General features: G+C 67.0%; 11 protein-coding genes. 8 read left to right on the forward strand and 3 right to left on the reverse strand.

Features of this window, described 5'->3' with window-relative positions; all coding sequences use genetic code 11:
* The first annotated feature begins 14 nt into the window (after positions 1–14).
* The 5 genes from BKA25_RS12025 (at position 15) to BKA25_RS12045 (ending at position 7,489) form a co-directional block, all read left to right on the forward strand.
* Positions 15–2,168, forward strand: coding sequence for an MGH1-like glycoside hydrolase domain-containing protein (locus BKA25_RS12025; protein ID WP_084643054.1), 2,154 nt, complete (start codon positions 15–17; stop codon positions 2,166–2,168).
* Positions 2,169–2,534: 366 nt separating this feature from the next.
* Positions 2,535–3,620: an ABC transporter substrate-binding protein gene (locus BKA25_RS12030; RefSeq protein ID WP_069849789.1), complete on the forward strand. Its 1,086-nt coding sequence runs from the start codon at positions 2,535–2,537 to the stop codon at positions 3,618–3,620.
* A gap of 87 nt (positions 3,621–3,707) precedes the next feature.
* Entirely contained in the window at positions 3,708–5,291 is a 1,584-nt protein-coding gene (locus BKA25_RS12035) for a sugar ABC transporter ATP-binding protein (RefSeq protein ID WP_236750277.1), read from the forward strand.
* The gene (locus BKA25_RS12040) at positions 5,288–6,397 is read left to right on the forward strand and encodes an ABC transporter permease (RefSeq protein ID WP_069849787.1); all 1,110 of its coding nucleotides are present in this window, start codon (positions 5,288–5,290) and stop codon (positions 6,395–6,397) included. The genes BKA25_RS12035 and BKA25_RS12040 overlap by 4 nt, the downstream gene beginning before the upstream one ends.
* A gap of 75 nt (positions 6,398–6,472) precedes the next feature.
* Positions 6,473–7,489 (forward strand): ABC transporter permease, encoded by a 1,017-nt coding sequence (locus BKA25_RS12045; RefSeq protein ID WP_069849785.1) that lies wholly within the window; start codon positions 6,473–6,475, stop codon positions 7,487–7,489.
* 57 nt (positions 7,490–7,546) lie between these two features.
* On the opposite strand, the gene BKA25_RS12050 is transcribed toward BKA25_RS12045, so the two are convergent.
* Positions 7,547–8,089: a TFIIB-type zinc ribbon-containing protein gene (locus tag BKA25_RS12050; protein WP_184285089.1), complete on the reverse strand. Its 543-nt coding sequence runs from the start codon at positions 8,087–8,089 to the stop codon at positions 7,547–7,549.
* Positions 8,090–8,163: 74 nt separating this feature from the next.
* Positions 8,164–8,877, reverse strand: coding sequence for a DJ-1/PfpI family protein (locus BKA25_RS12055; protein ID WP_069853736.1), 714 nt, complete (start codon positions 8,875–8,877; stop codon positions 8,164–8,166).
* A gap of 96 nt (positions 8,878–8,973) precedes the next feature.
* Here BKA25_RS12055 and BKA25_RS12060 point away from each other — a divergent pair, with 96 nt between their 5' ends.
* From BKA25_RS12060 to BKA25_RS12070, 3 genes are all read left to right on the forward strand, one after another.
* On the forward strand, positions 8,974–9,957 hold the full coding sequence (locus BKA25_RS12060) for a GlxA family transcriptional regulator (protein ID WP_069853735.1): 984 nt from the start codon (positions 8,974–8,976) through the stop codon (positions 9,955–9,957).
* Between the two features lie 185 nt (positions 9,958–10,142).
* The gene (locus BKA25_RS12065; RefSeq protein ID WP_157421096.1) at positions 10,143–10,307 is read left to right on the forward strand and encodes a hypothetical protein; all 165 of its coding nucleotides are present in this window, start codon (positions 10,143–10,145) and stop codon (positions 10,305–10,307) included.
* A 482-nt stretch (positions 10,308–10,789) separates the two neighbouring features.
* Positions 10,790–12,721, forward strand: coding sequence for a KedN5 family methylcobalamin-dependent radical SAM C-methyltransferase (locus BKA25_RS12070; RefSeq protein WP_069849781.1), 1,932 nt, complete (start codon positions 10,790–10,792; stop codon positions 12,719–12,721).
* An 87-nt stretch (positions 12,722–12,808) separates the two neighbouring features.
* Here the strand turns inward: BKA25_RS12070 and BKA25_RS12075 are convergent, their stop codons facing one another.
* Positions 12,809–13,285, reverse strand: coding sequence for an SRPBCC family protein (locus BKA25_RS12075; RefSeq protein ID WP_069849779.1), 477 nt, complete (start codon positions 13,283–13,285; stop codon positions 12,809–12,811).
* Positions 13,286–13,287 lie beyond the last annotated feature (2 nt).

A 13,287-nucleotide genomic window follows, 5' to 3' on the forward strand; every position in this document is an offset into this window, starting at 1 on the left:
AGAAGGACTGACTCATGGTCGCCGGATGGCGTGCCGGTACGGCATCGGCAATGGCGTTGGCCCTGTTCGGTGCCGGAATCGTCGGGTTACCGGCGACCGCGGTCGAGGACGCCGCGACGTCGATGTACCCGGAGGTCGGTGCGGGCACCGATTTCGTGGATCAGACGGCGAAACTCGATGGCCTGGTGGAACCCGAGTGGTACGCCGCGAACATCCCGTTCGTCGATCTACCGGACACCGAGATCGAGGACACCTACTACTACCGCTGGCGGGTGTTCAAGGAAGCACTGAAATACACCGGTCCCGAGGACGGTTGGATCGTCTCCGAGTTCCTCGGCCCGGTCGGCTACTCCGCTCCCGGCGGTGGGATCGTTGCCGCCGCCGGACACCATGTCTACGAGGGGCGTTGGCTGCGTGACCATCGCTATCTCGACGATTACCTCGATTTCTGGCTGCGGGGTAGCGGTTCGGGACCCAAACCCGCGACCGAATTCCTGAATCCGAACACCGATTTCTGGAGCCATCAGTATTCCTACTGGGCGGCCGACGCGATGGTCGCCAGAGCCTCGGTGGACGGCCGATGGGATTTCGCCCAGGACCGGCTGCCCGAGTTGCAGACCCAGTGGGAGCGGTGGGAGACGCAGTTCGACGACGAACTCGGGCTGTACTGGCAGGTCCCGGTCTGGGATGCGATGGAGTACACCGCCGGCTCCTACCAGAGCGACGACCCCTACCACGGCGGCGCGGGATTCCGGCCGACCATCAACGCATACCAGTACGGCGACGCGCTGGCGATCGCGGAACTGCTTCGCAGCCGGGGCGATGCGCGCGACGTCCGGGACGCGCGACGCTACGAGCGGCTGGCCCGACAACTGCGCACCAACCAGGAACGGCTGCTCTGGGATGACGAGGACGGCTTCTACAAGCATCTGATGCGCGCGGACGAGGGCGAGGAGCATCGGCTCATCGGGGACCGGGAACAGATCGGCTTCGTCCCCTGGTACTTCCACATGCCTGGGCCGGAGAACTCGCTGGCCTGGGCACAACTCGTCGACCCCGACGGGTTCGCCGCGCCCTTCGGCCCGACGACCGTAGAGCGACGCAGCCCGTGGTACCTGCACGAGGCCGAGAACGGCTGTTGTCGCTGGTCGGGGCCGAGTTGGCCCTATGCCACGAGCCAGACCCTCACCGCGATGGCCAACCTGCTGATCGACTATCCATCCCAGTCCTGGGTGGACGCGGGCGACTACTACGACGCGCTGCGCGGTTACGCACTGACCCAACGCCGCGACGGCAGGCCCTACGTGGCCGAGGCGCACCACCCCGAGGAGGACCGGTGGCTGTACGACTCGCCGGGACACAGCGAGGACTACAACCACTCCACCTTCAACGACCTGGTGCTCTCCGGGCTGATCGGCATCCGGCCCGCCGCCGGTGACACGCTGCGCATCGCACCACTCGCGCCCAGAAGCTGGGACCACTTCGCTGCGGAGAACGTTCCCTATCAGGGCCACGAACTGACGGTGTTGTGGGACCGGGACGGCTCCGAGTACGGCGCAGGGGCCGGCCTGAGCGTCTTCCTGGACGGCGAGGTCGTGCATCGTCAGGACACCCTCGACCCGGTCGAGGTAGCGGTCCCGGCCGCGCAGCGGGCCGAGTTGGACACCCTCGTCGACGACTTCGTCAACATCGACGGCGCCGGCCATCCCCGGGCCACCGCCACCTACTCCTGGGCCGACGACCTGCCCGAGCAGGCCATCGACGGGCAGGATTTCCACCTCGACGTTCCCAGCACCCGCTGGACCAACTACCGCAGTCCCCATTCGGCCGACTGGCTCACCATCGAGGTGGCGGAACCGACCGAGATCGGCGATGTCCGAATCTCGTTCTACGACGACGGCGGCGGAGTACGTACCCCGGACGAACTCACGGTGGAATACCGGACGACGACGGGGGAGTGGGTCGAGGTGCCGGGGGCGACGTTGATTCCCGCGCGACCGGAGCCGGGCAGATTGCAACGGGTGGTGATCGACCCGCCATTGCGCACCGAGGCACTGCGAATCAATCCGACCAGAACGGACGGCGGGGCCGTGGGCATCACCTCGGTGCAGTCGTGGCGGCCGGCCCGAGACGATCAAGTCGGCAAAACGCCCGGAATGTCTGGCTGAGTCGGCGAGTCCGTTCCCGGTTCGCGTGGCTGTGCGTTGCGTGGGTGCGGGCGGATTCGTCGATGTGTGGGTTGCACCGGGAACGCGTTCGGTTGTTCGGACTCGGCTTCGGCACGGGAGAACGTCGGCCACTCGGATGTCGAATCGGCATGGACAGTCCCGTAGACCAGGCTCGATACCCATATTCCGCAGTGATTCCGCCCGCGCCCACGCGCGATTTTGTCGACCGCTGAACATATCGATGTTGTTTCATGTCGCAGAATTGTTGCAGGAAGATGTTCGATCATGTTGGATCACTGGGGAAAACGTGTGATTGGCATCACTGCATAACCACGGCGTGGTGGGCCCGGTAGCGAGGAGTTCGACATGGCACGCACAGGAGTTCGGCGCTCGTGGCGGTTATTCGCCTCGGTCGCGGCGATCGGGGTGGCGCTGACCGGTTGCACCAATACCGGTGAGGACGACGCGGCTCCGCCCGGCCCGGCGGACGGCGGCGACGGTCAGGTCGTCCGCGAGGGCGAGGACACCGGCGAGGGCTGCACCCTCGAGCAATACGGAGCCGAACCGCTGGAGATCGAGGGCGCGACCGTCGGGTTCTCTCAGTCCGAACCGGACACCGCAGCGTTCCGGGCCGCCGAGACGGCATCCATCGAGGCGGCGGCCGAGGAGGCGGGTGTCGGCGAGCTGCTCGTCACCAACGCCGACAACGAGCTGCCCAAGCAGATCGCCGACATCCAGGACCTGCTCAATCAGGGCATCGAGCTGCTGATCGTGGCCCCGGTCAACTCCGACGGCCTCGACCCGGCGCTGGACGCGGCCAAGGAGGCGGGCGTCCCGGTCATCACCATCGACCGCAAGGTCACCAACACCCACTGCGAGGACTACGTCGCCTTCCTCGGCTCGGACTTCTACGAGCAGGGCGCCAGAGCCGCCGACGCGATGAACGACGCAACCGGTGGCGAAGCGCAGGTCGCGATCCTGCTCGGCTCCTCCGGCAACAACGTGACCGACGACCGCAACGCCGGATTCAAGGACCAGGTCGAGGCCGAGTACCCCGGCCTGGAGATCGTCGCCGAGCAGACCGCGAACTTCGCCCGCGACGAGGGGCAGTCCGTCGCCGAGCAACTGCTGCAGTCCAACCCGGACATCACCGCGATCTACGCCCACAACGACGAGATGGGCCTCGGCGCGGTCACCGCAGTCCAGTCCGCCGGTCTGCAGCCGGGCACCGACGTCAAGATCGTCTCGGTCGACGGCACCCGCAACGCGGTGCAGGGCATCGTCGAAGGCCAGATCAACGCGGTGATCGAGTCCAACCCGCGATTCGGCCCGTTGGCCTTCGAGACCGCGCAGAAGTTCTTCGACGGCGAGGCGATCCCCGAGGACGTGATCATCGTCGACGACCAGTACGACAGCTCCAACGCCGAGGCCAACATCGGTAACGCCTTCTAACGCGAGCACCACTTCGAGAACACCCGTCGGGTCCGGTAGGGCCCGACGGGTTCGCGTCGAGACGGTCGCGCAAGGAGGGACACCGTCGTGAGCAGCAGTTCCAGCGACACCACGTCCGGGGACGGCGTGGGCGTCGTGCTTGAGACCGAGGTGATCACCAAGTCCTTCGGCGGGGTGCACGCGCTGCGGGGCGTCGATTTCCGGCTGCGGGGCGGCGAGATCCATGCCCTGGTCGGAGAGAACGGGGCGGGCAAGTCCACCCTGATCAAGGTCCTCACCGGCGTGCACTCGCCGGATTCGGGCACGGTGCGGTTCGCCGGTGAACCGGTCGCCTTCGCCCGGCCCGCCGACGCGCAGCGCGCGGGGATCTCGACGATCTACCAGGAGGTCAACCTGGTACCGCTGTTGTCGGTGGCCCGCAACATCTTCCTCGGCCGCGAACCCCGCAACCGCTTCGGCCTCATCGACCTCGCCAGGATGAATCGCGAGGCCGCGGCCCTGGTCGAGTCGCTGGGCATCGAGATCGACGTCCGCGCCGACCTCGGCAGGCTCGGTCTCGGTGTGCAGCAGATGGTCGCCCTGGCCAGGGCGATGTCGGTGGACGCCCGCGTGGTGATCATGGACGAACCGACCTCGTCCTTGGAGGCCAAGGAGGTCGCCACGCTGTTCGGCGTCGCCAGGACCCTGCGGGACCGGGGCGTGGGACTGGTCTTCGTCTCGCACCGACTCGACGAACTCTGGGAACTGTGCGACCGGGTCACCATCCTGCGGGACGGACGGCAGGTGCACACCGGGGCGATGGCCGACCTCGACCGCCTGACGTTGATCGCCCACATGCTGGGTCGTGATCTGGAGGAGGTCCGGCGGGGTGGGGCGACCGACTTCGGCGAGACCCATCGGCAGGATCGGGAACCGGTGCTCGTCGCGGCCGGTATCGAGGTCCGGGGCAAACTGCAGGACGTGGGCCTCGCCGTCCGACCGGGCGAGGTCGTCGGGCTCGGCGGATTGCTCGGCTCCGGGCGCACCGAGACGGTGCAAGCCGTCTACGGCGCCCTGCCCCGACAGGCGGGCACCGTGCGGATCGAGGGTTCCCCGGTACGCACCAACTCCGTGGGCCACGCCCTGCGCGCCGGGATTGCGCTGTTGTCGGAGGATCGCAAGGCCGAGGGGATCATTCCCGAGCTGTCGGTGCGCGACAACATCGCACTTGCCGTGTTACCGCGATTCTCGCGGTTGGGGCTGGTCTCGGAATCCCGGATCGACGCGCTGGTGGCCACCTTCATGGCCCGGTTGCACATCAAGGCCTCCAGCCCGGCCCAACCGGTGCGGGAGTTGTCCGGTGGCAACCAACAGAAGGTGCTGATCGCCCGTTGGCTGTGCACCGAGCCCAAGGTGTTCCTCCTCGACGAGCCGACGCGCGGCATCGACGTCGGAGCCAAGAGCGAAGTGCAGTCCTTGATCGACGAACTGGCGGAGCAGGGCCTGGCCGTGGTCCTGATCTCCAGCGAGATGGACGAGCTGGTCGAGGGCGCCGACCGAGTGGTCGTGCTGCGTGATGGTGCCGTGACGCGGGAACTGTCCGGCGAGCAACGCACCAGCGCCGCACTGCTCGCCGCACTGGCGGGCGATCCGGAACGACCGGTGGACGAGACAACAGGAGGACAGGGGTGACCGACTCCACGCAGGCGAGCGGCTCGCCGACATCGGCCACGCCCGACACGAAGGCCGGGGACGCCGATGGTCCTACTCCGGCTCCGCCCGATGTTCCCGAACCGCCCCGGCCCTGGTGGCGGCCCAGGCTGGACGCGGACTGGGTTCGCCGCAACGGGGTCTTCGTCGCCCTGGCCCTACTGGTGTTGATCAACGTGATCATCACCCCCAACTTCGTCAGCGAAGGCACCCTGCGCCTCCAACTGATCCAGGTGGCTCCGGTGCTGATCGTGGCGCTGGGCATGGCCCTGGTCATCGGAACCCAGGGCATCGACCTGTCGGTGGGGGCGGTGATGGCGCTGGCAGCGGCGCTGATCCCGCTCTACATCGGATACGGCGCGGCCATCGCGATCCTGGTCGCGCTGTTGGCAGGCTGCATCACCGGCGCGATCGCGGGCTCACTCGTCGCCAGGGTCGGCGTGCAGCCCATCGTGGCGACCCTCGGTCTGATGGTCGCCGGGCGTGGTGTGGCGAACCTGATCGGCGGCGAGATCAAGAGCATCCGCGAGCCCGGGATCGTGGCCCTGGGCACCGGCAACCTGTTGGGCATCCCGTATGTGGTGCTCATCGCCGCCGCAGTCTCGCTCGCCGTCTGGTTCGCGGTGCGACGCACCATCTACGGTCGCCGACTCCTCGCCATCGGTGGCAACAAGCGGGCCGCGGAATTGGCGGGACTGCCGGTGCGCCGGGTCCTGATCACGACCTATGTCGTCTGTGGTCTGCTCGCCGCGTTGGCGGGTGCGTTGCTGGCGGCTCGTTCGCAGGCCAGCGACCCGACCCGGCTCGGGCTGCTCATCGAACTGTCGGCGATCACCGCCGTGGTGATCGGCGGGACGCCGCTGTCGGGCGGCCAGGTCCGCGTCGTGGGCACCATCGCGGGCGCCCTGTTGATGCAGCTCATCACCGCCACCCTGATCTTCCACGACATCCCGGACTCGACAGCTCAGATCGTCCAGGCCGTCATCGTGGTCGCCGCCGTCTACGTGCAGCTCGGTCGCCGCAAGACCGGGCCGCGCAAAGGGGCCACCGCGACGAAGGCGAACACCTCCCCGGCGGTGACGCCATGACACCACCGGCCTGCCAGACACCTCGATCACATCGCGCCATTCGGATCGACTCGACGTTGAAAGGCAGGGCGTGACATGAGCAGCCCCGTCGTCGCGCCCACCCCGGAAGGACCGCCGAGGGAGGTGCCGACCGCCCCCGGTTCCCGTGCCCGGCTGGCCCGCCTGGTGCAGCGGCAGGGGGCGTTGGTGATCCTCATCGTTGCGGTGCTGGCCGCGACGTTCGCCTTCGATTCCTTCGGCACCAGCGGAAACCTGACCAATATCGGCATGCAGGCCTCGTTCCTGGCCGTCGTCGCGCTCGGTATGACCTTCGTGATCATGACCGGCGGTATCGATCTGTCGGTGGGGTCCGTGTTCGCCCTGGGCGGGGTGCTCGCGGCCTGGGGGTCGCAGTACGGCACCTGGGCGGCACTGCTGTTGCCGCTGCTGGTCTGCGGCGCGATCGGTTTGATCCAGGGATTGATCATCGCCAAGGGCGGGCTGCCACCGTTCATCGTCACGCTGGCGGGTCTGCTGTTCGCCCGAGGCCTGCTGTTGCTCATCAGCGACGAGGGCGCCACCACCTACAAGGTGCCCGCCGAATCGGCGTTCCGCGAACTGGCACAGGGCCGATTCCTGGGCATCGGCTTCCCGATCTGGCTGGTGATCATCGCCTTCGTCATCGGCAGCGTGGTGCTACACCGGACCTCGTACGGGGCGACGGTGCTCGCCATCGGCGGACAGGAGGACGCGGCGGACCTGATGGGGCTGCCGGTGGCCCGCACCAAGATCGTCGCCTACCTGACCTCCGGCCTGCTCGCCGGTTTCGGCGGGATGCTGATCGCCTCGTACACGTCCTCGGGCGTCACGGTCCTGGGCGTCGGCATGGAGCTGGAGGCCATCGCGGCGGTGGTGCTCGGTGGCACCCTGCTCACCGGCGGTGCGGGGACGGTGCTGGGCACCCTCGTCGGTGTGCTGCTGCTTCAGGTGATCATGAACGTGATCAATCAGGTGGGTTCGTTGAACTCGAACTGGCAGGCGGTGGTCAGCGGGACGATCCTGCTGGCGGTGGTCACCCTGCAGCAGTGGTTGGCGAAGGTGCAACGCCGCTGAAACCGGCGATGAGGACTCCCGCTCGATCGGAGCGGGAGTCCTCACCGCGCGAACGCACTACCGGCTCGCAGCGGTGAGCTTCCGACGGCCGGCCACACGATCGCGTGGCGGGACCGGCGGCTCGTCGAGCGTCGCGCGGAGCCGGTGGATCGTCCGCAGGATCTCCGCCCGATGTTTGGCGGATTTGATCCAGGCGGGCAGTCTGGCGATCATCGTCATGCCACTCCCGTGCAGGCGTTCCCGAATCCTGGCGGCCACGTACTGCTCCAACAGATCCAGATGTTGCGCATTCAACACCCAGAGTTCCCGCCCGCCACAGCATTCGGCGGTCAGCCACAGCGGAAACCGGAAGAACGGGTCCGTCGGACCGCCCCAGGCCGAGCAGGACGAGGCATCCCAGTCCGCCGTGTAAGCGCAGGTCGGACAGGTCAGGCGGCGTGGCCAGGAGATGATGAACCGGCTCTCGTTCGGGTAAGCCCGGCTGATCGCCCGATTCGCGCAGCGTGGACAGACGACCATGATGTCCTCGGCCGCCAGGTGCGGCACCTGGATAGCCGGGTCGATGAACCGGGTTCGGTCGTCGTTTCGCTGGTCGTCCACGCGACCATCCTCCATGACCACGCCGCAGGGGTCAGCTGAATTTCGCGACGACCACCTGACCACCGCCCGCTCGGTCAGCCCCGAGGCAACCGAGCCACCAACTTCTCCAACAGCTCGGGATGCTCCCCGAGCGCCTCGCGCATGGTCTGCTCGAGGACGGGGGTATACCCGGGGATGTCCACCGTGGACCAGTCGATCGACCCCAACGGCGGCTCGGGGTCGTACTCGATCATCGTCTGAATACGCCGGGCGACCTCCTCGCCTTCGAGCTGCTGCGCGAGATGCAGCGCCATGTCGATACCCGCCGCCACTCCGGCGGCCGTCAACACCGGTCCGTCCTGCACCCAACGCTCCCGCGCCGGGGTCGCCCCGAGGGCTGCCAACACAGTCACGAACATCCAGTGCGTCGTGGCCCGACGCCCTTCCAACAGCCCGGCGGCGCCCAACAACAGCGCCCCCGTGCACACCGACGTCATCAGATGCGCGCCCGACGCGCTCTCCCGCAGATAGCGCAGCAGCCGCTCGTCGGTCATCGCGGCGAGCGTCGGCGTCATACCGCCGGGCACCACCACGATGAACGGATCGGGCACCTCGTCGAAGGTGTATTCCGCCGCGAGGAGAAGCCCGGAGTCCGACGGCATCTTCTCGGTGTTCGCGGCCACCACGGCGACTCGATACTCGGGGACGAAGGCCGCCAGACCCGCGAGGACCTGCAGGGGCCCGACGATGTCCAGCGGTGTCAGGCCCGGATAGATGACGAATGCGATGGTGCGCTGCTCGGTGGTCATGATCGACACCATGCCGTCGCCGATATCGGGGCGGCCATCGTGATGTCCGAGATCCTGCGACATCGGTCCGCTTTCCGGCGGATTACCCTGGCGAAGGTGCCGGTCTCACCGCGTCGCATCGTGATCGTCGGCTATCCCGAGGCGACCCTGTTGGACATCGCCTGCCCTGCGGATGTGTTCGACGGCGCCAATCGGGTTCGCGGCGAGACCGAGTACGAGATCATCACGGCCACCGTCGGCGGTCAGGGCGTCCGTACCTCCTGTGGGATCGTCCTCGCCGCTGATCTGCCGCTCGAACGAGTCGCCGGCCCGGTGGACACCCTGATCGTCGCGGGTGGTCACGGACACGACGCCGCCGCGTCCGATGTCCGCGTCACCGATCAGATTCGCAGGCTCGCCGCCGTGAGCAGGCGGGTCGCCTCGGTGTGCACGGGGGCGAGTGTGCTCGCGGGCGCCGGCCTGCTCGACGGCCGTCGAGCGACCACGCACTGGTTCTACCTGGACGAGATCGCCCGCCGCTATCCGAAGGTGAGCTTCGATCCCAAGCCGCTGTTCGTCGAGGACGGCAACGTGTACACCGCAGCCGGGGTGACCAGCGGACTCGACCTCGCGCTGGCCCTGGTGGAGCAGGACCACGGAGCGGCCACCGCCCGCAGTGTCGCCAGGGGGCTGGTCGCCTACCTGCAGCGTCCCGGCAATCAGGCACAGGTGAGTCTGTTCGTGGCCGCGCGGCCGACCGAGACGCCGCCGGTCCGAACCGTGACCGACCACATCGCCGCGCACCTCGACGGGGATCTGCGGGTCGTGACGCTCGCCCGGTTGGCGGGCATCGGCTCCCGCCACCTGAGCAGGCTCTTCGCCGAGGAACTCAACACGACACCGACGCGCTACGTCCGGGCGGTACGTACCGAGGCCGCCGCCGCGCTGCTCATCGACACCTCGTTACCGCTGAAGGCGATCGCTCGTCGCTGCGGACTCGGCACGGCCGAGACACTCCGGCAGGCGTTCCTGGACGCCTACGACACGACGCCGTCCAACTACCGCAGGCTGCACCGCCGCCGGGACCTCGTCACGCGGTAGTCCGCTACCCGGCAGCGACTTGAGCCGTTCTCCCGGCTTCGGCACCGTGAACGGCCACTCCCGTGCAGTGCCTCGTTCGCCCCTGCCGAGGAACACATGCCGGGTGGCGACGACACCTCCTCGACGATCGAGCACATACGCGGAGCAATGGCGCGAGCACCTTCCGGGAGGTCGAGGAACACGGTGTGCAGCAGACCCATGACGACGTCTTCCGCACGGTGCGCGACATCTTCGGCCACGTCGTGAAAGCAGACCTGGCCGATCTGTTCGCAGAGCAGGCCAGGGTGAGCGCGCTCGGGATACATGGTCCGATGGCGACGCGTCGCCCGGAATTCGCCACGCGGGCTTGAAGATGTTGCCGGCCGTCGCCCTCGGGTAGTGAGTTGGCGGCGATGATCTCCAGGCCTTCGACGTCGAACAGCGCGCAGAATCTGGCCAGCCCGTTGGGCCATGGCGCTGCTGAGATCGATCGACCGATCTGAAGGGCTCGGCCACCACCGCCAGCTCGGGCACCGAGTCGGTTGGTACGCGCAGAGTTTCGCTGTCAGAATGCGGCGGCTCGCGCGGTGCTTGCCGCTCGGCACCCGCCGACCACAATGGGCAGTTGCCGCAGCGGCGCCGGCGCCTCTCCCTCGGCGAGTCTGGCAGAACGCCAGGTCGAAGTCTCCGTCACCCAGAATCGCCAGAAAAACCCTAACTAACAAAGACAGAAGTCTCATTGTGACGGCAATTAAATGGTCGAAAACCCGATGTCGGCGAGGCAGTTTCCATTAGCTTGTGCCAAGGCGTGCGGACCGCACCGCACCCAGACAGATGCCCAGGGGGACCGTGGATGGAGCGCAACAAAAGGCTTTCGGTGTGCATCGTGCAGCAAGGTGTCTGGGACCTCCCGTTGGAGTCGATGCCGTTGGCGGCGGGGTATCTCAAGGCGGCGGCATTGTCCGACGACCACGTGCGCGCGCACGCGGACATCAGCATCAAGAACTTCCGAGGCGGCGACCGGCTCGTCAAGATGGCCCAGGAGCTGTTCGCCGAAGACCCGCCCGACGTGCTCGCCTTCTCCGTTCTGGGGTGGAACTTCCGTGAGTTCGGCGCGTTGGCCGAGACTTTCAAGCAGATCAACCCGCAGGGCTGGGTCGTCTTCGGCGGCACCCATGTGGCGAATCAGGCGCCGCGCACCTTCCGGTTGTTCCCGGAGGTAGACGTCGTCGTCAACGGCGAGGGCGAGTTCGTCCTGCGCGACCTGCTGACCGCGTGGCTCGATGGGAGGACGCCACATCGGCTGTCGACCATCGCGGGCATCTCGTTCCGCGCCGAGGACGGGGAGGTCGTGACCACTCTGCCGCGCGACCGAATCGACGACCTCGACGCCATCCCGTCGCCGTTCCTCACCGGTGCTATCGAACTGACCGACAGCGAGGGTCGGTTCCGCTACGACGTCGCCTTGATGGAGACCAACCGAGGGTGCCCGTATAAGTGCTCGTTCTGCTACTGGGGCGGCGCGGTCGGCCAGCGCATCCGGGCCTTCTCCCGCGAGCGGTTGCGTGCCGAGCTCGAACTGTTCGCCAAGCACAAGGTGCACACCATCGTGCTGTGCGATGCGAACTTCGGCATCCTGCCGATCGACCGGGAGTTCGTGGAGGACATGATCGCCGTCCGCGAGATCTATGGGTTCCCGCGGGCTTTGGAGACGTCGTGGGCCAAGAACAAGTCTCCACTGTTCTACGACATCGTCCGGACGATGAAACGTACCGGCCTGCGTAGTTCGTTCACCCTCGCGCTGCAGACCCTCAGCAGCGACGCGCTGAGCACGATGAACAGACGCAACATGAAGGTCAATGACTGGGAGGACCTCGCGCGTTGGTTGGACAAGGAAGGACTCGACTGTTACGCCGAGTTGATCTGGGGTGCACCTGGGGAGACCGTCGAGTCCTTCCTGACGGGATACGACAGATTATCCCGGCATGTCTCTCGAATCGCGGTCTATCCGCTGCACCTGTTGCCCAACACCGAGTACACCGAGAAGAAGCAGGAGTACGGAATCGTCTCGGTACGCGGCGATGACGACGATTTCGAGTACATCCTGTCGCACAACACGATGACTCAGGTGGAGAACCGGGAGATCAAGCGGTTCCTGTTCTGGACCAGGGTGATGGCGGAGAACGCCGTCCTGCGTCATGTGTGGATCGGTATTCGAGAGCTCACCGAGTTGACGCAGTCACAGGTGCTGCGCGGCTTGGACGCCTGGACCGAGCGGACCGACGAGTCGGGGGCCGAGCCGTTGCGCGACGCCGTCGTCAGGGCGGCCAGCAGCGACGTCGCTTTCGGGGACGCCGTCAGCTACCTGCTCGGACACCCCGAGGCCAAACGGATGTTGCTGCGCTGGTGGCAGGAGGACATCCGACCGTTGCTACCCGCCGAGCACGCGGATCTGCTGGATGAGATCTTCCGGTACGACCTGCTGACCCATCCGCACTATGACCACCCGGATTCGAGCACGCCGCTGGAGATGCTCCCGGAGGTCGAACTGCACGGCGCTCGGTACTTCGTCCGGAGCCAGGTCTCGCTCCGGCACGACGTGCCCTCGGTCGTCGAGGGATTACGCACCAGACAGGGCAAGGACGTCGCGTCCGGCCCGGTCACCGTCGACCTCTACTACCGCGCAGGCGCTGAGAACTTCATCGGGTCCACGAACCACGAGGAGATCGTCTATTTCATGGGCATGACCGAGCGAGAAGCGTTGGCCGGACTCGGCACCTCCTGATCGAACCCACGCGGGCGGCGTCGAGACGCCATGGATAGGCCCCCTCGGGGGCCTATCCAACGGGGAGAACCGGTACGTGATCGCTCATCAGCCGAAAACGGCGGCGTACTTCTGCGTCAGCTCGCCTGCGCGGTCCATCGGTGCCCAGCCGACTTCGCGGCCGTCCAGTCGGGCCGCGAGAACCTCTAGGCCCGCATGCCAACCGGCGCCGGTGGGCACCCCACTCTCTCGCTCGTCGAAGACGTTGGTGAACACCGCGTGGCAGCCGTCGCCCTGCGGCGTCAGTTCCCAACGCAGCAGCTCGTCGCCCCAGGTGTACTCGAGCGTCCTAGGTGGATCCGAGCGGATGATCCGACCCTCGGTGGTGGGTGCCTGCCCATTGGGGAACTCGAACACGACCGTCTCACCCTCGGGTCGAGTGAGGTCTACGACGGCGGGGAACCATCCCTTCAGTTCCTCGGTCTCGGTGATCGCCCGCCACACCTTCTCCGGTGAATGCGCGAAGGTCCGTTCGAAGCGGAGTGCGAAACGGCCGTCCTCGGTGGGAGTCAGGGTTCCGAGCATGG

The organism is Actinoalloteichus hymeniacidonis (assembly GCF_014203365.1).
Taxonomy (GTDB): domain Bacteria; phylum Actinomycetota; class Actinomycetes; order Mycobacteriales; family Pseudonocardiaceae; genus Actinoalloteichus_A; species Actinoalloteichus_A hymeniacidonis.

Bases quoted from the DNA above. Each gene is read 5' to 3' on its own strand.
- BKA25_RS12025 (WP_084643054.1), top strand. From the start codon at position 15: ATGGTCGCCGGATGGCGTGCCGGTACGGCATCGGCAATGGCGTTGGCC.
- BKA25_RS12030 (WP_069849789.1), top strand. From the start codon at position 2,535: ATGGCACGCACAGGAGTTCGGCGCTCGTGGCGGTTATTCGCCTCGGTC.
- BKA25_RS12045 (WP_069849785.1), top strand. From the start codon at position 6,473: ATGAGCAGCCCCGTCGTCGCGCCCACCCCGGAAGGACCGCCGAGGGAG.
- BKA25_RS12055 (WP_069853736.1), bottom strand. From the start codon at position 8,877: ATGACCACCGAGCAGCGCACCATCGCATTCGTCATCTATCCGGGCCTG.
- BKA25_RS12070 (WP_069849781.1), top strand. From the start codon at position 10,790: ATGGAGCGCAACAAAAGGCTTTCGGTGTGCATCGTGCAGCAAGGTGTC.
- BKA25_RS12075 (WP_069849779.1), bottom strand. From the start codon at position 13,285: ATGCTCGGAACCCTGACTCCCACCGAGGACGGCCGTTTCGCACTCCGC.